Origin of the sequence: Paractinoplanes pyxinae, assembly GCF_026626335.1 — a bacterium.
Taxonomy (GTDB): Bacteria; Actinomycetota; Actinomycetes; order Mycobacteriales; family Micromonosporaceae; genus Actinoplanes; species Actinoplanes pyxinae.
In genome coordinates this window covers 161,634-185,823 of record NZ_JAPNTZ010000022.1, presented here as the reverse complement: position 1 = coordinate 185,823, position 24,190 = coordinate 161,634, and the positions used below count along the sequence as shown (strand labels likewise).

Sequence of the window (24,190 nt, the reverse complement as noted above, 5' to 3'; positions counted from 1 at the left end):
TCAGAGCCTGCGAAGTCCACTCAGCACCCTTTCCAGCAGTTCCGTGCCTACCGCGTCGGTCTCGTCGTCCAGCGAGGTGGGCTCGTACACCGCGACAAGGCCATCGGAGGCCATGTCGGCGACGATCACTCGAGCCACACCGAGCGGCAGTTGCATGCGTGCGGCGATCTCGGCCAGCGACTGAACTCGGCCGCCGTCGCACATCTCCGCGATGTACTGATGCTCGCTTCCACCCTGTCCGCCGCGCATCATGCCAGATCGGCCGCGAACGGTTGTCTCGACCAGCGCTTCCAGCGCTATCTCAAGCTTTGGCCGGGTCCGACCGCGGGTTACGGCGTACGGCCTGACCAGCGCGCCGGTCGGCTCATCGCGTTCGGGCATCGTCACCGCTCACCCCTTCCTCGGACCCTAGAAGTGTCTCTTGTTGTCAACTTTTTGAACAGCGGCCGAAGTAACCGGCAAACTGCCCGTTCAGCCGAGGACTCACTCAGCCCAGAACCCCGGCCGCGGAACGCGGAGCGGGAGTCAGGGCCTCGCCGACGCGGTCGACCAGGAGAGCCATCTCGTAGCCCACCTGTCCGACGTCGCAGCTGCGCGCCGCGAGCACCGCGAAGGACGAGCCGTCCGAGATGGACATCAGGAAGAGGAACCCGTTGTCCATCTCGACCACCGTCTGCAGCACGGCGCCACCCTCGAAGCACCGTGCGGCGCCCTGAGTGAGGCTCACCAGGCCGGAAGCGATGGCTGCCAGCTGATCGGCGCGGTCCCGGGGAAGGTCCCGCGAGGCCGCCAGGAGCAGACCGTCAGCGGAGACCGCGATCGCATGTGCGACGCCGGGAACGCGGTCGGCGAAGTTGGCCAGCAGCCAACCGAGATCCTGCGTAGATGTCATGCCTCATGCTCCTTGCCAGCCTGCGAGGACTGCTGCCCTCCCGGAGTCTCCTCCGGGTTGGTCGATTCTTTGGTGCGACCGCGCTGCACGCCCCGGTGGTAGGCGGACAACAGACCGCGGACACCTTCGGGGGTACGACGCTGAACGGACGTGTCGTTCCGGTCAACACCACCGGGGACGAGCTGCGCCATCGGGGTTCGCTTGGGCAGACCGGCCGTGGTCGTGGAGTCGACCGCCACCTCAGCCGCCGCCTGAGCGGCCTGCCAGCCCGTGTCGGCCGCGGTGTGCCACGGGTTCGTGGCGACGCTGCCGTTCGCGCTGGAGCCGTTCGACGCGGCGCCGTTGGTGGCACCGACACCTACAGTAGCCGGGTCGCGGTCGCGCGACTCGGGCGAGACGGCCTGCTGCGGCACGCCGATCGTCCGCGCCGGCTCCCCGGTGGGGATCCGCTGCGAGCTGACCGGCTCGTCGAGTCCGTTGGACGACGGCTTGGGCTCGGCCGGACGGGCGGTGGTGAACCAGGCCGACTCGAGCTCCCGGAAGATCGGCAGCTCCATCGTCTCGTCGGCGAACTGGCCCTGACCGTTGTCCCGCTGGCGGGCCGCGGCCTGCGCGGCGGCGATCTGAGCAGCCGCCGTGGCCTGGGCCTCGGCCGCCTGAGCGGTCGCCGCCTCGTGGGCCGCCTTGGCCGCCGCAGCCGCCCGCTGCGCCTCTGACGAGGGCGCCGCGGAGACCGGCGAGGCCGGCGGAGCGGAGGACGGGATCGGCGCGGTCTGCGGGTTCGTCGGGCGTTCCACCTGCGGACGCTGGTCGCCTCGCTGCTCCGGCCGGTAGCGCGGGAGCTCGGCGGTCATGTCGAGCGCGGCGGCGAGGCTTTCCGGCACGTGCGGCGCCGGGTTCTCCCGCTCGGGCGCGACCGGCGGCCAGGCCGGAGGAGCCACGTTGGCCGGGGCGGCGCTGGTCGGCGGGGCCGAGACCGGCGGTTCCGTTCCGGGCGGCGACGAGACCGGGCGACCACCGTACGGCGGAGCCGAGGGCACCGGCGGCGCGGAGATCGGCGGCACCGGCGGAGCCGAGACCGGGGGGACGAACGGGGTACGGCCCTGGGTCTCGGGGTTGGCCGGCAGCTGGCGCGGAATGGTGGCGCCGAAGCCGCTGGTGTCACCGTCGGGGCGGAACTGGTCGCCGTTGCGGCGCTGCGGCAGCCCGTCGGGACCGCCGAAGCCCTGCGGCGACGACGGCTGACCACCGGGACCGGACGGCAGCGGCGGGATGACCTCGTTGCTGCGCGGGCCGTAGAAGCCGTTGCTGCCGTTGCCGTTGGTTCCGTTGAGCGAGCCGTTGGCGCCGAAGCCGTTGCTGGGCGCGCCGGTGAGGTCGGACCACGCCGGCACCGAGTGCCCGTTGGTGCCGAGCATGCCACCGGAGTTCATCGGCGGGTTGGGGTCGAACGGGCGGCCGGTCGGGTAACCGCTGCCGCCGGCGCGGCCGCTCTCGAGCGCGAGCGGCTCGGGCATGCCCGGGCGGCCCTGCTCGTCGTAGCCGGCGCCGACCTGGGGACGGCCACCGGCGACCGCGTTCTGACCCTGGCCCGGGGTGAGCACCGAGAGCGGCAGGCCGACCTCGGCCACCGTGCCCCGCTCGGTGTCGGCCGGGCGCAGCTCGACCTTGACGGCGTGCCGGTTGGCCAGCCGGGCCACCACGACCAGGCCCATCATGCGGGAGACGGCCACGTCCACCATCGGCGGGTTGGCCAGGCGCTCGTTCAGCTCGCGCAGCTGCTCGCGGCTGATGCCGATGCCGCGGTCCTCCACGCTGAGCAGCGCGCCGTCGCCCAGCCGCCGGGCCTCGACGATGACCGTCGAGTTGGGCGGGGAGAAGGCGGTGGCGTTGTCGAACAGCTCGGCGACCAGGTGGACCATGTCGTTGACGGCGTGCGCCGCCACCTCGATGTCCCGGTCGATCATGCCGAACTCGATGCGCGTGTAGTGCTCGACCTCGGACTGGGCGGCGCGGAGCACGTCGATCAGGGCGGCCGGCTCACGCTGGACACGGGTCGAGTCGGCGCCGGCCAGAACCAGCAGGTTCTCGTCGTTGCGGCGCATTCGGGTGGCCAGGTGGTCGAGCTGGAAGAGCTCGGCCAGCCGGTCCGGGTCCTCCTCGCCGCGCTCCAGCCGGTCGAGGTGACCGATGAGCCGGTCGACCAGGATCTGCGAACGGCGGGCGAGGTTGACGAACATCGTCGCGACGGAGGCCCGCAGGGCAGCCTGCTCGGCCGCGGTGCGCACCGCCTCGAGGTGAACCGCGTTGAACGCCTCGGTCACCTGACCGAATTCGTCGCGGCTGCGTACCGGAAGCGGCTCGGCGATCTGGTCGGCGACCTGGGCCGGGGTGAGCGATGTGGACAGCTGCGGGTCACGCAGCCGGCTCACCGCGTGGGGCAGGCCGAACTGGGCCACCGAGAGGGCGCCCTGCCGCAGCTCACGCAGCGAGCGGGCCATCGACCGGGCGACCAGCCAGGCGAAGAGGATGGCCAGCAGCAGCATGCCGAGCAGGATGCTGGTCTCGAGGAAGACCCGCCGGTTCACGTCGTTACGCAGGTCGGTGGCCTCGGCCACGATGTCGGAGTCCATCCGGGCCTCGACCTTGCGGAACTCCGCGCTGTAGCCCGTCATCGCCTTTTCCCAGTTGGCGGTGTTGAACGGGATGTTGCGGGTGTTCGCGCCCTGCAGGGCCAGCAGCGGACCCGTGTAGAAGATGGCGGCCTGGCCCTGGGACGACTGGTCGATCGCCTTGAAGGCGGCGACGTCGGCGTCGGAGCCGACCGACGCGACAGTGGTGCCGGCGAGCGCGAAGCCCCGGTCGGCCAGCAGGAACTCGCGGCGCAGCGGCTCGGTCAGCTGGCGCTCGGCGATGATCTTGTGACCGACGTCGCGCTGCTGGGCGATGTACTCCTTGGCCTGGGCGACGGCGGCGACCGAGCGCAGGTGGTTGCTCAGCCCGGTGTCGCTGGCCAGCTGGGCGGCGGCGTCACGCACGGCGAGCAGGTCACGAATGAGGGTGGTGTAGCTGTCCTCGACGTTCGTGCCGGGACGGTTGTTCGCGATCTGGCTGCGCTGGGCCGGCAGGTCCTCGAGGTTGCGGTCGAGGCGCAGGAGCAGGGTGCTGACGTTCTCGGGAACGTCGTCGAGCGCCGCCTTCTGCTGGGCGTAGGGCACCTTGGCCGCGTCCACCTTGGCGGTCTCGGCGGTGTAGGCCTCTTTCGCCTTGACGAAGTCGGGACTCTTCTTGTCCTGAATCGTCGTGATCATCGTGCCGTAGGCACGTTCGTTCTGGAGGTGGTCGACGAGACCACCCGCCGCCTCCGACAGCACCGAAAGGGTGCGGGCGCGCTCCGCGTTGTTGGCTTCCTCGATGTGGTCGACCAGGCCGCTGACGCCGACGATGATCGTCGCCAGGGTGGGCACCAACATGATCAAGCCAAGCTTCGACCAGATCGGCAGATCTCGCAGCCGATCGGCCGGGCGACGGAGACGCGACATGACGCCGGTCGCCGTCTTGGGGCGCTTGCTCACGTCACCGTCCTCCTGTTTCGGGCCCCGGCACTCGGCTCGCCGGGCGCCGCACACGGCCGACTGCCGCGTCAGGCCCCCGAGATTCCATCACGACGAGTGTCAAAGAGAAAGGGCCGCCGGACACGGACCGGTTGTGTGACGCCATGTTGGTCCGCCGGGGCGGGGACGTCGCCGGTCAATGTCACTTTTTGTATAGGGGCACTTTTCTCAGCGTCACTCAGACCGATCGATCGGCGGGGGGTTACACCGATACGAACGCGCCCGATCGTAGAGGATCGCGGCAGGAGAGACGATGGCGCGGTTGCGAACGATCGGCAAGGTGAGATGCCCGATTTTGCAATGTTTGTAGGGACCATTCTGACCGAACGGACGATGAGTGCCGCCGAACCGGCAGTCTCGATTGCCTCGGGGCGATTTGTATCAACTTCATACCGTCAGGCGAGCAGCTTCCCGTAGCCCGGCTTGATCACGTCATTGATGATGGCCAACCGCTCGTCGTACGGGATGAAGGCCGACTTCATCGCGTTGATGGTCAGCCACTGCAGTTCGGCCCAGCCCCAGCCGAAGGCCTCGGAGAGCAGAGCCATCTCGCGGGACATCGAGGTGCCGCTCATCAGGCGGTTGTCCGTGTTGACGGTCACCCGGAACCGCAGATCGTGCAGCAGGCCGATCGGGTGCTCGGCGATCGAGGGCGCGGCGCCGGTCTGCACGTTGGACGACGGGCACAGCTCGAGCGGGATGCGCTTGTCCCGTACGTACGCGGCCAGCCGCCCCAGCACGACGTCCCCGCCGCCGACCGTTCCGGTGATGTCGTCGACCAGGCGCACACCGTGACCGAGCCGGTCGGCGCCGCACCACTGGATGGCCTGCCAGATCGACGGCAGCCCGAAGGCCTCGCCCGCGTGGATGGTGAAGTGGAAATTCTCACGCTGCAGATATTCGAAGGCGTCCAGATGCCGGGTGGGCGGGAAGCCGGCCTCGGCGCCCGCGATGTCGAAGCCGACCACGCCCGCGTCCCGGTAGCGCACGGACAGCTCGGCGATCTCTTGCGAGCGGGCGGCGTGCCGCATGGCGGTCAGCAGCACGCCGATGCGGATCGGGGCGCCCTGGGCGGCCGCCTCGGCCGCGCCCTCGGTGAAGCCGGCGTTGACCGCGTCGACCACCTCGTCGAGGCTCAGGCCCTTTTCCAGGTGCTGCTCGGGCGCGTAGCGCACCTCGGCGTAGACGACGCCGTCGGCCGCCAGGTCGAGAGCGCACTCCTTGGCCACCCGGTGCAGGCCCTCCACCGTCTGCATGACCGCGACGGTGTGGGCGAACGTCTCCAGGTAGCGTTCGAGCGAGCCGGAGTCGGCCGCCGCGACGAACCACTCGCCCAGCGCGGCCGGGTCGGTCGTGGGCAGCCGGTGGCCCACTCGGTCGGCCAGTTCGACGATGGTGGCGGGGCGCAGCCCGCCGTCGAGGTGGTCGTGCAGCAGCGCCTTGGGCGCCGGAACGATGTCGGAGAAAGCGATGGCGGCCATCAGCCGAGCCTAGAGGCAGGGGACCAATGATCGACGGAGCATTGCCGTACCTGCGATGCCCGGTTTGCCGCCAGCCGCTGGAGCGCACCGGCCGCACACTGCGATGCCCCGCGCGGCACAGCTTCGACATGGCCAAGCAGGGCTACGCCGACCTCACCGCGGGCCGCATGCCGCACGTCGGCGACACCGCCGAGATGGTGGCCGACCGGGACGCTTTCCTGTCCGCCGGCCACTACGACTTCATTGCCGACGCCCTGGCGCCGAGATCGGGCTTCGTCGTGGACGCGGGCACGGGCACCGGTTACTACCTGGCCCGGGCACTGAGTGATGACGCGGTCGGCCTGGGACTCGACGTCTCCAAACCGGCCCTGCGCCGGGCCGCCCGGGCCCACCCGCGCGTGGGCGCGGTGCTCACCGACTTATGGCGCCCGCTTCCGATCGCCGACGGGGTGGCCGACGTCATCCTCAACGTCTTCGCCCCCCGCAACGGCCCCGAGTTCCACCGCATCCTGCGCCCCGACGGCCTGTTGCTGGTGGTGACCCCGCAACCGGATCACCTACGCGAACTGATCGCCACCCACCGGATGATCCACGTCGACCCCGACAAGGCGGCCCGGGTCCAGGACGCGCTGGGCGACCACTTCGTGCCCGACGAGACGATCAGCCTGAGCCGCGAGCTGAAGCTGACGGCCACCGAGACCCGCACCCTGATCGGCATGACGCCGAGCGCCCACCACACGGCCGATGTTCAGGCGGCGCCCTCCACGGTGACAGCATCGGTGCTCGTGACGACGTACCGCCGAATCTCAGACTGAAAGATCGACTTCTTCCCACTCGGCGGGTTTGTCGTGGTAGGGCCCGTGGAAGATGACCGCCCACTCCAGTGCCCACCGCCGCTGGCCGATGGCGTTGGCGTCGATCTCGCCGGGCAGTGACGATCCGATGTGTTCCGCCTCCTGGAAGGCCCAGTCCAGGCAGTAATAGAGGTCCAGCAGGACGGCCGCTTCGATCGGGTCGCGCGGCGACATCAGCGACCGCGACCGCCACTGGCCGAACGTCTCCCCCGCCGGCAGGTCGGGCATCTGCGACATCATCCTGTCCTCGGGCGGCGAGGTCGGATCGAGGTGCGCGCTCAGCCCCAGCAGCCAGGCCAGCGCGAACACCGCGTCATGGTGCAGCACGAACGACCGGTGATCGCCCTTGGCGCCGATCACGAACTGCCATTCGGGCGGGGTGACCAGATCGACCAGGCGTGACCCGAGGAGCCAGCTCATCGCGGCCTCGGTCGGCATGCCGAAGCACCGGGCCACCACCACGTGCAGCACCGCCGCCCGCGCCTCCAGGTCGGCCGTGGGGCGCAGCTCGACCGTGTCGCCCGGCTCCCACACCAGAGGGAAACCGGGCGGCGGCGGCGGCAGTCCGAGCCGGGCCACCTCGTCGAGGCTGGCCTCGCGGACGGCGCGCGGGTCGGGTGCGGCCTTCTGCATGGTGCGTCAGGCTATGCGGTCGAGCACCAGCTTGGTAAGAGTGGGCGGTTCCGTACCGATGACGACCGCTTCGGCGGCCTCGTCGCGGGCGGCCGGGATGCGGGCCGGGTCGTCGGCGCGCAGCTCGAGCAGGACGTCGCCGGCGCGTACCTCGTCGCCCGGCCGGACCTTCAGAAGCACCCCGGCGCCGAAGCTGACCGGGTCTTCCTTGCGGGCGCGTCCGGCGCCCAGGCGCCAGGCGGCCAGGCCGATGCCGTACGCGTCGACGCTGCTCACTACCCCGTCGGCCGTCGCCCGCAGCACCTCGGTCTCGCGCGCGACCGGCAGCGGCGCCTCAGGGTCGCCGCCCTGGGCCCGGATCATCGCGCGCCACGTGTCCATGGCCGCGCCCGATTCGAGCACCTTGGCCGGGTCGGCGTCGATGCCGGCCGCGGTCAGCATCTCGCGGGCCAGGGCCAGAGTGAGTTCCACCACGTCGGCCGGTCCGCCGCCGGCCAGCACCTCGACCGACTCGGTGACCTCGACCGCGTTGCCGACGGCCAGGCCGAGCGGGGTGCTCATGTCGGTGAGCAGCGCGATGGTGTTGACGCCGCTGTCTTGGCCCAGGCGCACCATGGTGCGGGCGAGCTCGCGGGCGCTCTCCAGGTCTTTCATGAAGGCGCCCGAGCCGACCTTCACGTCGAGCACCAGCGCGCCGGTGCCCTCGGCGATCTTCTTGCTCATGATCGAGCTGGCGATCAGCGGGATGGCCTCGACGGTGCCGGTGACGTCGCGCAGGGCGTAGAGCTTGCGGTCGGCCGGGGCCAGTCCCTCGCCGGCCGCGCAGATGACCGCGCCGACGTCCTGCAGCTGCCGCTTGAACTCGTCGTTGCTCAGCTGCGCGCGCCAGCCGGGGATGGACTCGAGCTTGTCGAGCGTGCCGCCGGTGTGCCCGAGGCCGCGGCCGGAAAGCTGCGGCACGGCGGCCCCGCACGCGGCGACCAGCGGGGTCAGGGGCAGCGTGATCTTGTCGCCGACGCCGCCGGTGGAGTGCTTGTCGGCGGTGGGCCGGGTGACCGACGAGAGGTCGAGCCGCTCGCCGCTGGCGATCATGGCGGCGGTCCAGCGGGCGATCTCGGCCGGGGTCATGCCGCGCAGCAGGATCGCCATGGCCAGGGCCGACATCTGCTCGTCGGCGACGATTCCCTTGGTGTACGCGTCGACGACCCAGTCGATCTGGGCGTCGCTCAGCGGGTGCCCGTCCCGCTTGGCCCGGATGACGTCGACCGCGGCGAACTCACTCATCGCCGTCCTCCTTCCACGTGGCCGGGATGCCCTCGGGCGGCGGCCCGTCGCCGGCCCAGGCCAGTGAGCCCTCGGCGTCCACGACCACGATCCGCGGCGTACGCGCCCGGCCCCAGGTCACGGCCTCGCTCGCGCTACTGAAGTTCGGACCCTCCTCGAGCACGCCCTTCTCGGCGTCCGCGCTGCCCCCGGACCGCTCCCAGTAGCAGGTCCAGACAGTCTCGCCCCCGGAGAGGTCCGGATGCACGAAAACGGTGCCCCGGCCGCGCCATTTGGCCAGTTCGGCCGGGACCTCGGGGCCGGTCTTGAGGTTGTTGACGCGTTCCAGATCTTCGAAGCCGAACGCGTGCGGCAGCAGCTCGGCCATGCGCAGCGGCCCGGTGTGCCACTCGACCAGCAGCTCGGGGCCGCCGTTCTCCCACAGCAGCTGGCGGCAGCGGCCGCACGGCATCAGCGGGTTGCCGGTGGCGTCGACGCACGAGAACGCCACCAGACGCCCGCCGCCGGTCATGTGCAGCTGGCTGACCAGCCCGCACTCGGCGCACAGGCCCACGCCGTAGGACGCGTTCTCGACGTTGCAGCCGACGACCACCCGGCCGTCGTCCACCAGCGCCGCCGCCCCGACCGGAAAGTCGGAGTAGGGGGCGTACGCGTGCCGCATAGCTTCGGTGGCCGCGGCGCGCAGCCCGGCCCAGTCGATTTCCATGAGTTTCAGCTTTTCACGTAGGGCACACCGTCGGCCGCGGGCGCGCGCACCCGGCCGACCAGACCGGCCACGGCGATGATCGTGGCCAGGTACGGCAGCATGTTGAGGAACTGGTTGGGCACCGGGCTGCCGACCGCGCTCAGGTAGTTGGCCAGCTTCTGCGCGAAACCGAAGAACAGCGCCGCGCCGAGCGCACCGAACGGCGTCCACCGGCCGAAGATGAGGGCGGCCAGCGCGATGAAGCCGGCGCCCGCGGTCATGTTCTTGTTGAACGCGCCCGTCGAGACCAGCGTGAAGTACGCGCCACCGGCGCCCGCCACCACGCCGCCCAGCAGCACGTTCATGTAGCGCAGGCCGCGCACGCGGATGCCGACCGTGTCGGCCGCCGTGGGGTGCTCGCCGACCGCGCGCGTGCGCAGGCCCCAGCGGGTGCGGGTGAGGCCCAGGTGGATCACGACGACCAGGATCAGCGCCAGCCAGACCAGCAGGTTGGTCTCGAACAGCACCGGGCCGATGACCGGGATGTCGGCCAGCCCGGGGATGCGCCACTCGGGCAGCCGCGGCGGCGAGTTGTACTTCAGCGCGTCGGGCTGCATGAGCCGCTCGTACAGGAAGCCGGTGATGCCCAGGGCCAGCAGGTTGAGCACGATGCCGACGACGACCTGGTCGACCAGGAAGCGGATGGCCAGCACGGCCAGCAGCGAGGCGATGATGACACCGCCCACGACCGCGCTGATCAGCCCGGCCCACACGCTGGTGGCCAGCGTGCCGACCAGGGCGGCGCCGAACGCGCCCATCAGGAACTGGCCCTCGATGGCCACGTTGACCACGCCCGAGCGCTCGCACAGCACGCCGGCCAGGGCGCCCAGGATCAGCGGCAGCGCCAGCTCGAGCGAGCCGCTGAGGGTGTCGACCAGCGGCAGGAACTTGCCCGCCACCTGCCAGCACAGGAACGAGAAGACGAAGGTCACGATGCCCAGGCAGAGCAGCAGCGTCTGCCAGCGCTTGGCCACGCCGGCCAGCAGCGCGCCGCCGGCCGCGACGGTCACGATGCCGAACAGGATCGCGCCGAACTGGCCGTTGATCGAGAGGGCGGCGCCCTCGGCGTCCTCGCTGATGGTGAAGCGGGCGGTCGCCGACTCGGCCAGCGAGCCGAAGATCACGGCGGCGATCAGACCGATGATCACCAGGGCGGCGCCGAGGCGGCGCTGCCGGTTCCAGAACCTGTCGGGGGCGGTCGCCTCGGTCAGGTCGTCCACGGTCGCGGTCGACACGCGGCTCACCACCCCTTCGCCATGGACGCGCCGAGCCGCGCGGTGCGCGCATCGCGGAGCTGGAAGATCGCCTTCACCAGGGCGGGCGCGGCGATGAAGATGACGATGAGCGCCTGCAGCACGGTGACCAGCTCGAGCGAGATGCCCACGTCGACCTGCATCAGGTTGCCGCCGGCGCGCAGGCCGCCGTAGAGGATGGCCGCGAACAGCGTGCCCCACGGCTTGTTGCGGCCGAGCAGGGCGACCAGCAGGCCGTCGAAGCCGATGTTGCCGGCGACCTGGTCGGTCAGCCGGTCGGCGGTGCCCAGCACCTGGGTCGCGCCGCCGAGGCCGGCCAGACCACCGGCCACGACCATCAGCATGATGTACGTGCGTCCCACGCTCATGCCGGCCGTCTTGGCGGCGGGCGGGTTGACGCCCACCGCACGCAGCTCGAAACCGAACGAGGAGCGGTTGACCAGCCACGCCACCCCGGCTGTGACCAGCACCGCGAGCACGATGCCGAAGTGCACGCGCAGCGGCGCGGGCAGGGCCGGCAACCCGGCCGTCGAGTCGATGGTCTTGCTGATGGCGTCGGTCCGGTCCGGGTCCTGCACACCGTTCTGCAGGATCAGCCAGCCCAGGAACAGCGTCGCCGTGTAGTTGAGCATGATCGTGGTGATCACCTCATGGGCGCCGGTGCGGGCCTTGAGCAGACCCGGCACGAAGCCCCACAGGGCGCCGCCGATCAGGCCGGCGGCCAGCGCCACCACCAGGTGCAGCCCGGCCGGCAGGCCGATGGCGAAGCCGGCCACCCCGGCCGTGACGCAGCCGATGACCGCCTGGCCCTGACCGCCGATGTTGAACAGGCCGCCCCGGAAGGCCAGGGCGACCGACAGGCCGGTGAAGACCAGCGGGGCCGCGTAGGTGAGCGTCTCGGAGAGCGGGTTGAGCGCCGTCTGCCAGTCGCCGGTGCCGTTGAACCAGGCCGACACGGCGGCGGGGTCGAAGATCGCGCCCTTGAACAGGTCGGCGTAGGCGCGACTGATCAGGTCCCAGCTCGCGGTGAGGGCGTCGCTGGGCCGGGCCGTGAAGTACGAGAACGTCGCGAGCACTTCGGAGTCGGAGACGACGATCAGCACCGCGCCGATGACCAGCGCCAGGAGGATCGACAGGAACGTCACCGTGACGGTGTTCGCCGACCAGAGGTTGTGCACGAAGAGACTGAGGAAGGACTCCTCCTCCTTCTTCGGCTCCTCTTTCTTGGGCGGGGCTTCGGTGGTCACTCCGTGTCCTCTGCTTCTGGCGTGACGACGCCGGCCATGAGCAGGCCGATCTCTTCGCGCGGCATGTCGGGTGAGACGACGGCCAGGATCCGGCCGCGGTACATCACCGCGATGCGGTCGGCCAGGCCCACCACCTCGTCCAGTTCGCTCGACACGACCAGTACGGCCGTGCCGACGTCCCGCTCGTGGATGATCTGGTTGTGGATGAACTCGATCGAGCCGACATCCACGCCGCGGGTCGGCTGCGAGGCGACCAGCAGCTTGAGCGGGCGGGACATCTCGCGGGCGACCACGACCTTCTGCTGGTTGCCGCCGGAGAGCGTGCCCACCGTCGACTGCGGGGACGAGGTGCGGATGTCGAACTGGGTCACCCGCTCGCGGGCCGACTCGTCGATCGCCTTGGGGTTGAGCTTGAAGCCGTTGCCGAACGGCGCCCGGTCGTACAGGTCGAGCACCAGATTCTCGGCGACGGTGAAGTCTTTGACCACGCCGTCGAGGCTGCGGTCCTCGGGGACGTAGCCGACGCCCGCCCGCAGCACCTGCTTGGTGGTGCGGCCGGCCAGGCTCTTCTCCTCGAGCGTGATGGCGCCGGCCCGGGGCGGGCGCAGGCCCATGATCGCCTCGACCAGCTCGGTCTGCCCGTTGCCCTGCACGCCCGCGATGCCCAGCACCTCGCCCGAGCGGACGACCAGGTCGACGTTGTCGACGGCGCGGACCCCGCGGTCGTCGTCGACGATCAGGCCGGACACCTTCAGCACCTCGCGGCCGGGGTCGGCCGGGGTCTTGGTCACCTCGAGGCTGACGTCGCGGCCGACCATGAGCGCGGCCAGCTCGTCCTCCGACGTGTCGGGGGTGGCGACGCCGACCGTGCGACCGCGGCGGATCACCGTGATGCGGTCGGCGATGGCCTTGACCTCGCGCAGCTTGTGCGTGATGAAGACGATCGACTTGCCGGTGTCGGCCAGCGAGCGCATGACGGCGAGCAGCTCGTCGGTCTCCTGCGGGGTGAGCACCGCGGTCGGCTCGTCGAGGATGAGCAGGTCGACGTCGCGGGTCAGGGCCTTGACGATCTCGACCCGCTGCTGGGCGCCGACCGGCAGGTTCTCGACCAGGGCGTCGGGGTCGACCGGCAGGCCGTAGCGCTTCGACGTCTCGAGCACGTCGCGCTTGTTGCGGCGGCGGTCGAGCCAGCCGAGCGGGCCGCCGCGCACCTCTTCGGCGCCGAGGGCGATGTTCTCGGCCACGGTGAACACCGGGACGAGCATGAAGTGCTGGTGGACCATGCCGATGCCGGCCGCGATGGCGTCGCGGGGACTGCGGAAGACCTTGGGCTCGCCGTCGACCAGGATCTCGCCCTCGTCCGGCTGGAGCAGGCCGTACAGCTGGTTCATCAGCGTCGACTTGCCGGCGCCGTTCTCGCCCAGCAGGGCATGCACCTCACCCGGCTCGACCGTGATGTCGATGTGGTCGTTGGCCACCAGGTCGCCGAAGCGCTTGGTGATGCCGCGCAGTTCGAGTCTCAGCGGAATCTCCTGACTTCGGCTTCTTTGTGAAGATTTACCTGACAACTGGAACCGCCGCACGGCCGCGAGGGAATTCTCGCGGCCGGGCGGCGGCCGGAATCTTACTTAACGAATCGTCAGGCCGGAGCGCTGGGCGATTCGACCTTGATGGTGCCGGCGACGATGTCGGCCTTCAGCTTCTCGACCTCGTCCTTCAGGGTCTGGTCGACCTTGCTGTCGAACTGGTTGTACGGCGCCAGCGAGACACCGTTGTTCTCGAGCGTGCCCAGGTAGCCCGGGGTGGCGGTCAGCGGCTGGCCGGTGGCGCCGGCGACGACCGCCTTCTCGACCGCGTCGGTGATGTTCTTGACCACGGTGGTCAGGAACACGTCACAGTCCTGAGCCGCGGCCTTGCAGCCGTCCTGGTCGACCCAGATGATCGACACCTTGCCGCTGGAGCCCTTGGCGACCTCGGCCGCGCCCAGGCCCGTGCCACCGGCGACCGGCATGATCACGTCGGCCCCCTGGGCGACGAACGTGCTGGCCAGCGCCTTGCCCTTGGCGGGGCTGGCGAAGTCCTCGGCGAAGCTGCCGTTCTGCGCGGCCTTGTCCCAGCCCAGGATCTTGACGTCCTTGCCCTTGGCCTTGTTGTACTGCGCGACGCCGTCGGCGAAACCGTCCATGAAGATGGTCACCGGCGGGATCTTGCGGCCGCCGAACGTGGCCACCTTGCCGGACTTCGAGTAGCCCGCGGCCAGGTAGCCGGCGAGGAACGCGGCCTCCTGAGTGGCGAACTGCATCGGGTAGACGTTCGTGGCGCCCTCGATCGCGCTGTCCACGATGCCGAACTGCTGGCTCGAGTTCTGCGCCGCGACGTTCTTGGTGGCGTCGCCCATGAGACCGCCGACCGAGAGGATGAAGTTGCACTTCTGGGTCACGAAGCCCCGCAGGTTGGGCTCGTAGTCGGCCTCGGCGGTCGACGCGACGTACTTCGGGTCGACGCCCGACGCCTGAGTCTTCGCGGCCTGCAGGCCGGCCCACGCGGACGCGTTGAAGGACTTGTCGTCGATGCCGCCGGTGTCGGTCACCATGCAGGCCTTGTAGGCAGCGGTGGCAGCGCCGCTCGAGCCACTGCCGGCGGGGGTCTCGTCAGGAGCATCGCTACAGGCCGCGGCGGCGAGCGTCAGCCCACCTGCCGCGAGAAGCGCAACGAGCCGGTTCCCACGTACTGGGCGCAAGACGCCCTCCTTCCAACGCACACCGACACTTGTCGGTGAGTCTTCACCGCGGGAGCGTAGCCGCAGGCCAGAGCGCGGGCGGTACTTTGGACCGTACTGTTGGCGCACCGTTATCTGCCTGCAACCGCGGAGCGCACGAGGCGTCGCTTCTATCCGGTACTGCGGCAAATCATCGGCCCGCGTGGTAACGAGCCAGAAACTTTGCGGCCGGGTTCAGGATTTTCGCCAGGCTTTCACGCCCAGAACGCCCACGGCCGTGCCGATCGCCAGCGAGGCAGCGATCAGCACGGCGTGGATCAGCAGGAAGGCGGTCGGCCGGCCGTCGGCGAACGAGCGGTCGTCCTGCCAGATGGCCAGGCCGAACCGGGGCCAGATGACCCACGTCCAGACCCCGACCGCCGTCAGGAAAATCGCCCATCGCCGCGTGATGACCATGCCGCAACTATTTCAGCGCGCGAGCACGAGCTCCTCGCGGGCCTCCGCGGGCTGCACGGCCGGCGCGGTTCCCTTGCGGCCGATCAAAGTCAAGATCAAGCCCGTTCCCGCGTACGCCGTGAGGACCGCGACCGCGAACCCGGCGCCCCCGCCGTCGAAGTAGGCGACCGACCGCAGCAGCGACGCCCCCGCCCCGATCGGCAGCCACTGGCCGAGCTCACCCCACGGCTGCGGCAGCAGTTCGGGGGCGGCCGCGATCCCCGCCAGCGCGTTGCCGACCAGGAAGACGACCAGCGCCCCGAGCCCCAGCCCACCCTTGTCGAGCACAGCGGCCAGACCGGTCATGGTGGCCGAGACGGCGAGCGCGAACAGACCCAGTGCCGCGGCGACCGTGAAGTATCCGCCGGGCAGGATGTCGAGCCAGTGCTGCTGCACCGCGGCGGTGCCGAAGCCGGCCAGGACGCCGTAGCTCAGCAGCGCCAGGAAGCGGGCCGTCCGCGCCCGCACGAGCAGGAAGACCAGGACGCCGGCAAGCAGGCTGGTGATGGCCAGCGGCAGGAACCCGCCCGCGAAGCCGGTGCCGCGCGGGTCGTTCGCGTCGAGCGGCACGACGTCACGTACTGGCACCTGCGGGCCGAGCTGCCCCGCGGCCTGGGTCAGCAGCGCGGCCACGGTGGGCGAGGCAGCCGAGGCGATGTGCACCTCGGGCCCGGCCGGGGTGACGAGGATCGCCCCGTACACCTCACGGTCCTTGATTGCCGCGTCGGCGGCGGTCGCGTCGGCCACCGTCCGCACCTCGAACGCCCCCGGGTGCTCGGACTCGAGCTGGGCGGCCAGCGCGGGCGGGCCGGCCACCGCGATGGGCAGGTCGCGGGGCGCGATGCTGGCCGCCGGGGCGGCGAAGAGCGGGACGAGAAGCGCCTGGACGGCCACCACGATCACCGCGATCAGCACGCCGAGGGCGAGGGGCTTGCGCTGCATGACAACTCCTAAAACGAATGCTCGTTCTCTTATACGCTCAGAGTCCTCCACTCGAGGGGAGGTGTCAAGAACGAGCGTTCGTTTTACACTGTGGGGCGTGCCACGCGTATCCGAAGACCACCTGATCGCCCGCCGGGAGCAGATCCTCACCGCGGCCCGCGCCTGCTTCCTGCGCAAGGGGCTGCACAACACGTCGATGCAGGACCTCATCAAAGAGGCCGGCCTGTCGGTGGGCGCCGTCTACCGCTACTTCAAGTCGAAAGACGAGATCATCGCCGCCATCGCCGAGGGAGTGGTGAGCGGCATCAGCCAGCGGATCGACGAGCTGGCCGGCCGGCGGCTCCCGCTGCTCGAGTCGCTGTCGGTACTGCTCGACGTCATCGATGAGCAGCTCGGCCCGGACGGCGCGTTGCCCATCGCGCTTCAGATCTGGGCGGAGTCCACTGTCGACCCGACGATCAAGGCCATCGTGCACGAGCGCTACACGGCGTTGCGGGCGGGCGTACGAGTGCTCGTCGCGCAGGCCGTCGAGAGCGGCGAACTGTCGCCCGAGGCCGACATCGACGATGTCACCGGCGCCTATTACGCCCTCATCCCCGGCTACGCCCTGCAGCGCCTGCTGATCGGGACACCGGACCGCGACGGCTTCCTGCGCGGGGCCCGAAACCTGCTCAACCGCTGACTGGCCGCATAGTCCACACTGGAGTTTCATGGCCGGATATCGCGGCCTATACACGAGAACGGCCCTCGTTTACAGAGGTTGCCTCCTCGTTAATGATCCAGATATGTTCATGCCTCGATCGGTTACCGGGTGATCCCGCTCGGTGACACGGAGAAACGGGGACAACATGAATATCAGGAGAGCCGCCGGCCTGGCTGTCTCAGCCCTGGCCCTGACCGGCGCCGGCGTGATCGCCACCGCCGGCCCGGCGCTGGCGACGCCGCAGAACTGCACCCACGGCCGGGCTTCGGCCGGTGCGTCGATCGCGTACTGCTCGTCGGGCACGGGCAGCTACATGGCCCGGATCCAGTGCAAGATCACGATCAGCGGCAAGACCTACTACAAGAGCGGTTACGGCTCGTGGCAGAAGGTCGGTAGCGGGGCGTACTCCACGGCGTACTGCCCCAAGTGGGACGGCGCGAACATGACGTACTACACCGACTCGATCGAGCTGAGCTGACGGGGGACATGATGCGTAGGAAACTGGCCGCCATGGCCCTCACCGTGACCGCCGCGACCTCAGGTGTCGTGGGTCTGACGAGCAGCCCGGCGATGGCCACGCCGACCAACTGCAGCTGGGCGCGGTACACCGCCAACTCGATCGTGGCCATCTGCAACGGGGGAAGCGGCAACTTCCGCGCCCGCATCACGTGCCACAACAGCGGGCCGGGGGGCATCCTGGTCTCCGCGGTCGGCTCGTGGAAGACCGTGGCGAGCCGCAGCCCCTCGTACGCGTACTGCCCCAAGGCGGGCGACACCTACGAGTACGGCGGCATCAACATCCAGTAAGCGCCGTTGAATGTCGACGTGCGGGCGTGCTCCTCTCGGGGCACGCCCGTATTTCGTCGGCCGCGGTTCCTCAGCCGGCCAGCTTGGCGGCGATCCGGGCCCAGCCCTCGCGCACCTCGGCCTCGGTGGGTGGGCGGCCCGGGCGTACGCGCCTGGTCTCGTACTCGTCGTCGGTCTCGGTGTCCTCGGCCGTGGGTTCGTCGAGGGCAGCCCGGGCCAGGTCGATCTCGTCACGGATGGCTTCGGCGTCGGGGCGGGGCAACAGCGGCTCGACCACGGCCATCAGCTGTTCGTCGGCCACAACGGCCTGGGCTAGGGCTAAGGCATGGGCGCGTTCGTAGGGCCCGCAGACCACCGGCTCCCAGTCCTCCTCGTCGCCCAGCGATCCGATCGTGATGACCCAGGGAAGGTCGGCCACCGGCGAATCGGCCGGCAGATCCAACGTCACGAGTGTGCCCACGGGCTCATCATTCCGGGCCGGTGTGCCGAATCCAGGTGTTTTGCCCCACGGGGACAGTTTTATCGTCAGCTGACAGGTCCACCACGCGACCGTGCGGGCTGGTGGCCGCCCAGGCGGCTCCGAACAGCAGCAGCTGATTGAAAACGTACAGGTAGACCAGCACGCCGACGGCCGAACCGACCAGACCGTAGGCGGGGTTGCGCTGGACCAGGTCGACGAACGACTTGCCCACCGTGTTGAGCAGCGTGATGCCGATGCCGACCTGAAGCACCGGTGGAACCATGCGGCGCACGGTCATCCGCAGGCGGGGCACGGCGGCCAGCAGCGCCGCGGCCAGGATCATGTTGACCGCCACGGTCAGCAGCAGACCGGCCGACGAGCGGACGATCCCGTGCGCCATCCAGTCGAGCAGCAGATTGAGCCCGTACACGGCGAGCTGGGACATCGCCAGCAGCAGCAGGACGCCCAGCAGCACCAGCAGGTCGAGCAGCTGGCGCACCCCGATGTAGCCGGGCTGCTCGTTGAGCTGCCAGATCAGCCGCTGCGAGGAGCGGATGGCCTCGACCCAGGCGATGCCGGTGAAGGTCAGGCCGACGATGCCCACGATCCCGACCGTGCGGCCGCTGGCGAGGATGGCCGGCACGTCGAGGAAGGGCAGGTTGAGCCGCAGGAAGTCGGCCACGATGTCGAACAGGTCGGTGTTGTTCTTGAGCAGGATGCCGAAGATCGAGTAGCCGATGAGCAGCAGCGCGAACACGGCGAAGAAGCCGTAGTAGGCGATCGCGGCGGCCAGCCGGCCGCCCTGCACGTCGATGTAGCGCACGACGGCGCGGCTCAGATGATCGAAGTACTTGGACCGGTGGCGCAGCCACATGATGCGCGCCTCGGCCGCGTCGTACGCCCGATCGATCGGATTCACGCGCCGACGGTAACCGAAGTCACGCCCCGCCGAGCGAAGAGCCGAGCGAAGAGCCGAGTGGATAGTCGCGCCGGCGTCGCCACGGGCCCTCGCCACCGTGCGAGAACAGCGTGAACGCGGGCACGTGGAACTTCGCCGAGAACCCGGCCAGGTCGTCGAACGCGGCGTCCAGCGCCTCGGGCGGCACGTCCTGGGCGATCGTCACGTGCGGGTGGTACGGGAACCAGGACGCCCGCTCCACGTCGTCGCAGCTCACGATCGCCTCGGCCAGCAGCTCGCACTCGCTGATGCCGGCCGCCAGCGTCACGAAGACGACCTCGGTGACCGGCCGGAACGTGCCCGTGCCGCGCAGGTGGATGGTGAACGGAGCCTGCGCGGCGGCGATGGCGGCGAGGTCTTTCTCGATGCGCGGCAGCGCCTCGGTCGGCACCTCGGTCGGGCCGAGCAGCGTCACGTGGGCGGGGGTGTACGCCGCCTGCGGGTCACCGGCGGCGGCCCGGCGCTGGGTGAGCTGTTCACCCCAGGGTCCGGGGATGTCGATCGCGACGCCTATTCGCGTCGTCAGAGGGTTAAGCACCGCGAGCCGGGCTGAGGAACCCGATGTTCTGGTAGGCCTGGGCCAGCGTCACCGAGGCGACGGCACGGGCCTTCTCGGCCCCGATGGCCAGCACCTTGTCGAGGTGGTCGGGGTCCTCCAGGTACGCGCGGGTGCGCTCCTGGATCGGCTTGACGAAGTCGACCACGACCTCGGCCAGGTCTTTCTTCAGGTCGCCGTAGCCGCGGCCCTCGTACTGCTCGAGCAGTTCGTCTATGGTCCGCATGGTCAGCGCGGCGTAGATGGTGAGCAGGTTGCTCACGCCGGGCTTGTTCTCCTCGTCGTAGAGGATCTCGCGGCCGGTGTCGGTCACCGCCGACTTGATCTTCTTGGCCGAGCGGGCCGGGTCTTCCAGCAGCTCGATGATGCCGTTGGGCGAGGAGGCCGACTTCGACATCTTGGCCGTCGGGTCCTGCAGGTCGGTGATCTTGGCCGTGTCCTTGAGGATGTAGGGCGCGGGGATCGTGAACGTCCGGCCGAAGCGGGTGTTGTAGCGCTGGGCCAGGTCGCGGGTGAGCTCGAGGTGCTGGCGCTGGTCCTCACCCACGGGCACCTGGTCGGCCTGGTAGAGCAGGATGTCGGCCGCCTGCAGGATCGGGTAGGTGAACAGGCCGACCGTCGTCGTGTCGGCCGCCTTGGCCGACTTGTCCTTGAACTGCACCATGCGGCCGGCCTCGCCGAAGCCGGTGATGCAGCTCAGCACCCAGCCCAGCTGCGCGTGCTCGGGCACGTGGGACTGGACGAACAGCGTGCACCGCTCGGGGTCGAGCCCGAGGGCCAGCAGCTGGGCGGCCGAGACGCGGGTGCGCTGGCGCAGCGCCGCCGGGTCGTGCCCCATGGTGATCGCGTGCAGGTCGACGACGCAGTAGTAGGCGTCGTGCGTCTCCTGCATCGCCACCCAGTTGCGCACGGCGCCGAGGTAGTTGCCGAGGTGGAACGAATCGGCGGTCGGCTGAATGCCGGAAAGCACGCGGGGACGGCGGGCGACATCGGACATGACGACCATTGTGTCAGCCTCGCGCAGCGCTCAGCGAACCACCCGTACTGCCGTCCGACCACCCCGCCCACCGCCCTGAAACCGACCCTGACGGGGCCGAGCTGCAATGTTTGAAGATGTTGACTTTTGAGCGAAGTTGGTGGAACTATGAAGGCCTAATCTGCGGAAGGGTATCGCCGTGAAACTGCTCGTCACGGGGGGCGCCGGCTACGTCGGCAGCGTCACCAGCCGGCTCCTGCTGGACGCCGGTCACGAGGTCACCGTCCTCGACAGCCTGGTCACCGGCTTCCGCGAGGCCGTCGCACCGGACGCCACGTTCGTCGAGGCCGACATCCGTGACGCCGCCCAGGTGCTGACGCCCGGCTCCGGCTTCGACGCGGTGCTGCACTTCGCGGGCCTGATCGCGGCGGGCGAGTCGATGGTCAAGCCCGAGCTGTACTGGCACGACAACGTGGTGAAGTCGCTGGCCCTGCTGGACGCGGTGCGCGCCGCCGGGGTGCCGCGGTTCATCTTCTCCTCCACGGCCGCCGTCTACGGCAACCCGGTCGAACTGCCGATCACCGAGTCCGCGGTCAAGGCCCCCACCAACACGTACGGGGCGACCAAGCTCACCTTCGACCACGCGCTCACCTCCGAGGCGTTCGCGCACAACCTGGCCGCGGTCTCGCTGCGCTACTTCAACGTCGCGGGAGCCTACATCTCGGGCGAGCACGAGATCGGCGAGCGGCACAACCCCGAGACCCACCTCATCCCGATCGCCCTGCAGGTGGCCGCGGGCAAGCGCGAGAAGCTGCAGCTGTTCGGCGACGACTACCCCACCGTCGACGGCACGTGCGTGCGCGACTACATCCACGTCCACGACCTGGCCCGGGCCCACCTGCTGGCGCTCGACGCGGCCACCGCGGGCGAGCACCGCATCTACAACCTGGGCAACGGCAACGGCTTCTCGAACAAGCAGGTCGCCGAGGTGGCCCGCGAGGTCACCGGCGCCGAGCTGCCGGTCGAGATCGCGCCCCGCCGCGAGGGCGACCCGGCCACCCTGGTCGCCTCGTCCGAGCGGGCCCGCGAAGAGCTCGGCTGGGTGCCCGAGAAGAACACGCTGCAGGCGATGATCGGCGACGCCTGGACCTTCTACCGCAAGCACGTCGCATGATCGCCGACGACGCCGCCGAGCGGTTCCGCAAGAGCTACGGCGCCGAGCCGGCCGGCCTGTGGGCCGCGCCCGGCCGGGTCAACCTGATCGGCGAGCACACCGACTACAACGAGGGCTTCGTGCTCCCGTTCGCCCTGCCCCAGCGCACTATCGCCGCGGTCGGCCCGGCCCCGGCCGGCGAGTGGACCGTCTGCTCGACGTTCGAGGACGAGCCGGTCAGCTTCGGGCGCACCGAGCCGGGCGAGGTCACCGGCTGGGCCGCGTACGTGGCCGGGGTGGTCTGGGCGCTGCAGGACGCCGGTCACGAGGTGCCCGGCGCGCGCATCGCCATCGCCTCCGAGGTGCCGCTCGGCTCCGGGCTGTCGTCCTCGGCCGCGCTCGAGTCGTCGGTGCTGACCGCCCTGATCGATCTCGGCCGCCTCGACGTGCCGCTCGAGAAGCGCCCGGCGATCGCCCAGCGGGCCGAGAACGTGTACGTCGGCGCGCCCACCGGCATCCTCGACCAGTCCGCCTCCATCCGCTGTCAGGAGGGCCGGGCGCTGTTCCTCGACTGCCGGTCGTACGAGGTCGAGCAGATCCCGTTCGACCTGGCCGCGGCCGGCCTGGCCATCCTGGTGATCAACAGCAACGCCCCGCACCAGCACGTCGACGGCGAGTACGGCGCCCGCCGCAAGTCGTGCGAGGAGGCGGCCCGTCTGCTCGGCGTGCGCGCCCTGCGCGACATCACCGGCGACCAGCTGGACGACGCCCTGGCGCGCCTCGACGACGAGGTCATGCGCCGCCGCGTGCGGCACATCGTCACCGAGGACGACCGGGTGCTGGCCACGGTGAAGCTGCTGCACGCCGGTCAGGTGCGCGAGATCGGCCCGCTGCTGACCGCCTCGCACGTCTCGATGCGCGACGACTTCGAGATCACCGTGCCCCAGGTCGACATCGCCGTCGAGACCGCCCTGCGGGTCGGGGCGTACGGCGCCCGGATGACCGGCGGCGGCTTCGGTGGCTGCGTTCTGGCCCTGATCGACGCGGACAAGGCGGCCGAGGTCACCGCCGCGGTCGAAGAGGCGTACGCCAAGGAAGGTTTCACACCCCCGACTGCCTGGACCGTCACAGCCGGCCCGGGCGCGGAGCGGCTTTAACGTCAGGCCCACCGGGTAATCCGCTGGGCATGACGACTTCACAGAACGAGGGCCGTGAGCAGGAACACGACGAGCCCAACGAGTTCGGCTTCGCCGGCGGCGCGACCGCGCCCGAGCCCGAGCGGGGCACCGAGGAGGGCTACGGCGAGAGCATCGCGGTGCCCGCCGGCGACCTCACGGGCGCGATCACCGGGGCCATCGAGGAGGCCACCGAGCGCGACGACGAGGACAAGTCCTAGCGCGGCGCCGGTTGCGCCTCGACGGTCGGCCCCTTCACCACGGGCCGCCCGTCCACCCAGTCGACCCGGTCGAGCCACAGCTGCCGGCCGGGTGCGACGCTGCCGACCGCGCTGGGTGGCCAGGCGTGGTAAAGCAGCCACGACTCGCCGGCCGGGGTGGTGACCAGGAAGCCGTGCCCCGGGCCGGACGCGGCCGGTGACGTGTGCAGGATCGGGTTCTCGGCCGCCTTGACGCACGGGCCGAGCGGGCTCTCGCAGGTCGCGTAGCCCAGGGCGTACTCCTCCTTGTCGAAGGCGTTGGCCGAATAGAACAGGTAGAGCTTCCCGTCGTGGCGCACCATCTGCGGCGCCTCGATGACGTGAGCCTCCCAGCCGGCGTCGTTGACCAGCAGTTGCTTCGGCTCCCCGGTGAGTGACCGGCCGTCGGCGCTGAGACGTGACCCGTACAGGTAGGTCGGCTGCCCGATCGCGTTGCCGTCGTTCTTCCAGTAGAGCCAGCGGTCGCCGTTCTCGTCGGTGAACGGGCTGGCGTCGATCGACCCACCCTCGCCGGCCTGACAGATGAGCGGTTGGTCGGACTCGTCGACGAACGGGCCCTCCGGCTTGGTCGCCGAGGCGACGCCGATGCACTGACGGTTGGTCGCGGTCGACCGGGCCGTGTAATACAGCAGGTACGTGTCATCCGGGCCGGTGATGACCTCGGGCGCCCACGTGTTGCCGGGCTCGGCCCACTTGCCGACTTCGGGCAGCACGTCGCCCGCCGGCTTCCAGTTCACCAGATCGCTGGAGGTCAGGACCGGCACGTTGCCGGTCGGGCCATTGGTCCCGTACGCGTACCAGGTGGCCCCGACGAGCAGGGCCCCGGGATCCGGGAAGTTGTCGCTGAACACGGGATTCGTGAAGGTCACGCCCTGCCTCGCTTCCGACGTCTCCGATCCGCCGCCGGCCGGAGTGGCGGCCGAGTCATCAGCCGAGCAGCCGCCGAGCAGCAGCGCCCCGGTCAACAGCACTCGCCCCGCCAC

At 70.2% G+C, this 24,190-nt stretch carries 25 protein-coding genes; 7 read left to right on the top strand and 18 right to left on the bottom strand.

Annotated elements, in window-relative coordinates; translation table 11 throughout:
- The 4 genes from OWR29_RS43735 to OWR29_RS43720 form a co-directional block, all read right to left on the bottom strand.
- Positions 1-381, bottom strand: coding sequence for a DUF742 domain-containing protein (locus tag OWR29_RS43735; protein WP_127499324.1), 381 nt, complete (start codon positions 379-381; stop codon positions 1-3).
- 106 nt (positions 382-487) lie between these two features.
- Positions 488-892: a roadblock/LC7 domain-containing protein gene (locus OWR29_RS43730; RefSeq protein ID WP_014447580.1), complete on the bottom strand. Its 405-nt coding sequence runs from the start codon at positions 890-892 to the stop codon at positions 488-490.
- On the bottom strand, positions 889-4,467 hold the full coding sequence (locus OWR29_RS43725) for a sensor histidine kinase (RefSeq protein WP_267569535.1): 3,579 nt from the start codon (positions 4,465-4,467) through the stop codon (positions 889-891). Before OWR29_RS43725 ends, OWR29_RS43730 begins: the two co-directional genes overlap by 4 nt.
- A gap of 434 nt (positions 4,468-4,901) precedes the next feature.
- Positions 4,902-5,987: an adenosine deaminase gene (locus tag OWR29_RS43720; protein ID WP_438872730.1), complete on the bottom strand. Its 1,086-nt coding sequence runs from the start codon at positions 5,985-5,987 to the stop codon at positions 4,902-4,904.
- A gap of 26 nt (positions 5,988-6,013) precedes the next feature.
- On the opposite strand from OWR29_RS43720, the gene OWR29_RS43715 reads away from it, so the two are divergent.
- On the top strand, positions 6,014-6,802 hold the full coding sequence (locus OWR29_RS43715; protein ID WP_267569534.1) for a putative RNA methyltransferase: 789 nt from the start codon (positions 6,014-6,016) through the stop codon (positions 6,800-6,802).
- On the opposite strand, the gene OWR29_RS43710 is transcribed toward OWR29_RS43715, so the two are convergent.
- The 9 genes from OWR29_RS43710 to OWR29_RS43670 all read right to left on the bottom strand — a co-directional run bounded on the left by OWR29_RS43710 (position 6,794) and on the right by OWR29_RS43670 (position 16,159).
- Entirely contained in the window at positions 6,794-7,474 is a 681-nt protein-coding gene (locus OWR29_RS43710) for a DUF4272 domain-containing protein (RefSeq protein WP_267569533.1), read from the bottom strand. The genes OWR29_RS43715 and OWR29_RS43710 overlap by 9 nt on opposite strands.
- A gap of 6 nt (positions 7,475-7,480) precedes the next feature.
- Entirely contained in the window at positions 7,481-8,758 is a 1,278-nt protein-coding gene (locus OWR29_RS43705) for a thymidine phosphorylase (protein ID WP_267569532.1), read from the bottom strand.
- Complete coding sequence (locus OWR29_RS43700) at positions 8,751-9,464, bottom strand: cytidine deaminase (protein WP_267569531.1); 714 nt, start codon at positions 9,462-9,464, stop codon at positions 8,751-8,753. The genes OWR29_RS43705 and OWR29_RS43700 overlap by 8 nt, the downstream gene beginning before the upstream one ends.
- A gap of 5 nt (positions 9,465-9,469) precedes the next feature.
- Entirely contained in the window at positions 9,470-10,738 is a 1,269-nt protein-coding gene (locus OWR29_RS43695; protein ID WP_267569530.1) for an ABC transporter permease, read from the bottom strand.
- A 5-nt stretch (positions 10,739-10,743) separates the two neighbouring features.
- A complete protein-coding gene (locus tag OWR29_RS43690; protein WP_267569529.1) occupies positions 10,744-12,003 on the bottom strand; it encodes an ABC transporter permease in 1,260 nt (419 codons plus the stop codon).
- Positions 12,000-13,586, bottom strand: a complete 1,587-nt coding sequence (locus OWR29_RS43685) for an ABC transporter ATP-binding protein (protein WP_324291312.1) — start codon at positions 13,584-13,586, stop codon at positions 12,000-12,002. The genes OWR29_RS43690 and OWR29_RS43685 overlap by 4 nt, the downstream gene beginning before the upstream one ends.
- A gap of 56 nt (positions 13,587-13,642) precedes the next feature.
- Positions 13,643-14,743 (bottom strand): BMP family lipoprotein, encoded by a 1,101-nt coding sequence (locus OWR29_RS43680; protein ID WP_267569528.1) that lies wholly within the window; start codon positions 14,741-14,743, stop codon positions 13,643-13,645.
- 213 nt (positions 14,744-14,956) lie between these two features.
- Positions 14,957-15,178, bottom strand: a complete 222-nt coding sequence (locus OWR29_RS43675) for an SCO4848 family membrane protein (protein ID WP_267569527.1) — start codon at positions 15,176-15,178, stop codon at positions 14,957-14,959.
- A 12-nt stretch (positions 15,179-15,190) separates the two neighbouring features.
- Positions 15,191-16,159, bottom strand: a complete 969-nt coding sequence (locus tag OWR29_RS43670) for a hypothetical protein (RefSeq protein WP_267569526.1) — start codon at positions 16,157-16,159, stop codon at positions 15,191-15,193.
- 97 nt (positions 16,160-16,256) lie between these two features.
- Between OWR29_RS43670 and OWR29_RS43665 the strand changes: the two genes are divergently transcribed.
- The 3 genes from OWR29_RS43665 (at position 16,257) to OWR29_RS43655 (ending at position 17,669) form a co-directional block, all read left to right on the top strand.
- Entirely contained in the window at positions 16,257-16,841 is a 585-nt protein-coding gene (locus tag OWR29_RS43665; RefSeq protein WP_267569525.1) for a TetR/AcrR family transcriptional regulator, read from the top strand.
- Positions 16,842-17,007: 166 nt separating this feature from the next.
- Positions 17,008-17,340 (top strand): hypothetical protein, encoded by a 333-nt coding sequence (locus OWR29_RS43660; RefSeq protein ID WP_267569524.1) that lies wholly within the window; start codon positions 17,008-17,010, stop codon positions 17,338-17,340.
- Between the two features lie 8 nt (positions 17,341-17,348).
- Positions 17,349-17,669, top strand: coding sequence for a hypothetical protein (locus tag OWR29_RS43655; RefSeq protein ID WP_267569523.1), 321 nt, complete (start codon positions 17,349-17,351; stop codon positions 17,667-17,669).
- 70 nt (positions 17,670-17,739) lie between these two features.
- Here OWR29_RS43655 and OWR29_RS43650 read toward each other — a convergent pair whose 3' ends face one another.
- The 4 genes from OWR29_RS43650 to trpS are packed head-to-tail and all read right to left on the bottom strand — an operon-like array spanning position 17,740 to position 20,640.
- Positions 17,740-18,129, bottom strand: a complete 390-nt coding sequence (locus tag OWR29_RS43650) for a hypothetical protein (RefSeq protein WP_267569522.1) — start codon at positions 18,127-18,129, stop codon at positions 17,740-17,742.
- A 7-nt stretch (positions 18,130-18,136) separates the two neighbouring features.
- Positions 18,137-19,048: a YihY/virulence factor BrkB family protein gene (locus OWR29_RS43645; RefSeq protein WP_267569521.1), complete on the bottom strand. Its 912-nt coding sequence runs from the start codon at positions 19,046-19,048 to the stop codon at positions 18,137-18,139.
- Positions 19,049-19,067: 19 nt separating this feature from the next.
- The gene (locus OWR29_RS43640) at positions 19,068-19,625 is read right to left on the bottom strand and encodes a 2'-5' RNA ligase family protein (RefSeq protein WP_267569520.1); all 558 of its coding nucleotides are present in this window, start codon (positions 19,623-19,625) and stop codon (positions 19,068-19,070) included.
- Positions 19,618-20,640: a tryptophan--tRNA ligase gene (gene trpS / locus OWR29_RS43635; protein ID WP_267569519.1), complete on the bottom strand. Its 1,023-nt coding sequence runs from the start codon at positions 20,638-20,640 to the stop codon at positions 19,618-19,620. The genes OWR29_RS43640 and trpS overlap by 8 nt, the downstream gene beginning before the upstream one ends.
- Before the next feature lie 178 nt (positions 20,641-20,818).
- Between trpS and galE the strand changes: the two genes are divergently transcribed.
- Genes galE through OWR29_RS43620 form a run of 3 tightly spaced genes read left to right on the top strand, consistent with a single transcriptional unit; the run spans position 20,819 to position 23,168 of the window.
- Complete coding sequence (gene galE / locus OWR29_RS43630) at positions 20,819-21,793, top strand: UDP-glucose 4-epimerase GalE (protein ID WP_267569518.1); 975 nt, start codon at positions 20,819-20,821, stop codon at positions 21,791-21,793.
- Complete coding sequence (gene galK / locus OWR29_RS43625; RefSeq protein WP_267569517.1) at positions 21,790-22,929, top strand: galactokinase; 1,140 nt, start codon at positions 21,790-21,792, stop codon at positions 22,927-22,929. Before galE ends, galK begins: the two co-directional genes overlap by 4 nt.
- A 29-nt stretch (positions 22,930-22,958) precedes the next feature.
- Positions 22,959-23,168, top strand: a complete 210-nt coding sequence (locus tag OWR29_RS43620) for a hypothetical protein (RefSeq protein WP_267569516.1) — start codon at positions 22,959-22,961, stop codon at positions 23,166-23,168.
- Here OWR29_RS43620 and OWR29_RS43615 read toward each other — a convergent pair.
- Positions 23,165-24,178, bottom strand: a complete 1,014-nt coding sequence (locus OWR29_RS43615; RefSeq protein WP_438872729.1) for a glycoside hydrolase family 43 protein — start codon at positions 24,176-24,178, stop codon at positions 23,165-23,167. The genes OWR29_RS43620 and OWR29_RS43615 overlap by 4 nt on opposite strands.
- Between the last annotated feature and the right edge of the window lie 12 nt (positions 24,179-24,190).

Excerpts from the sequence above, each read along its gene's own strand:
- OWR29_RS43735 (WP_127499324.1), bottom strand. The coding sequence starts at position 381 with ATGCCCGAACGCGATGAGCCGACCGGCGCGCTGGTCAGGCCGTACGCC.
- OWR29_RS43730 (WP_014447580.1), bottom strand. The coding sequence starts at position 892 with ATGACATCTACGCAGGATCTCGGTTGGCTGCTGGCCAACTTCGCCGAC.
- OWR29_RS43720 (WP_438872730.1), bottom strand. The coding sequence starts at position 5,987 with ATGGCCGCCATCGCTTTCTCCGACATCGTTCCGGCGCCCAAGGCGCTG.
- OWR29_RS43715 (WP_267569534.1), top strand. The coding sequence starts at position 6,014 with ATGATCGACGGAGCATTGCCGTACCTGCGATGCCCGGTTTGCCGCCAG.
- OWR29_RS43710 (WP_267569533.1), bottom strand. The coding sequence starts at position 7,474 with ATGCAGAAGGCCGCACCCGACCCGCGCGCCGTCCGCGAGGCCAGCCTC.
- OWR29_RS43705 (WP_267569532.1), bottom strand. The coding sequence starts at position 8,758 with ATGAGTGAGTTCGCCGCGGTCGACGTCATCCGGGCCAAGCGGGACGGG.
- OWR29_RS43700 (WP_267569531.1), bottom strand. The coding sequence starts at position 9,464 with ATGGAAATCGACTGGGCCGGGCTGCGCGCCGCGGCCACCGAAGCTATG.
- OWR29_RS43675 (WP_267569527.1), bottom strand. The coding sequence starts at position 15,178 with ATGGTCATCACGCGGCGATGGGCGATTTTCCTGACGGCGGTCGGGGTC.
- OWR29_RS43670 (WP_267569526.1), bottom strand. The coding sequence starts at position 16,159 with ATGCAGCGCAAGCCCCTCGCCCTCGGCGTGCTGATCGCGGTGATCGTG.
- OWR29_RS43660 (WP_267569524.1), top strand. The coding sequence starts at position 17,008 with ATGAATATCAGGAGAGCCGCCGGCCTGGCTGTCTCAGCCCTGGCCCTG.
- OWR29_RS43655 (WP_267569523.1), top strand. The coding sequence starts at position 17,349 with ATGATGCGTAGGAAACTGGCCGCCATGGCCCTCACCGTGACCGCCGCG.
- trpS (WP_267569519.1), bottom strand. The coding sequence starts at position 20,640 with ATGTCCGATGTCGCCCGCCGTCCCCGCGTGCTTTCCGGCATTCAGCCG.
- galK (WP_267569517.1), top strand. The coding sequence starts at position 21,790 with ATGATCGCCGACGACGCCGCCGAGCGGTTCCGCAAGAGCTACGGCGCC.
- OWR29_RS43620 (WP_267569516.1), top strand. The coding sequence starts at position 22,959 with ATGACGACTTCACAGAACGAGGGCCGTGAGCAGGAACACGACGAGCCC.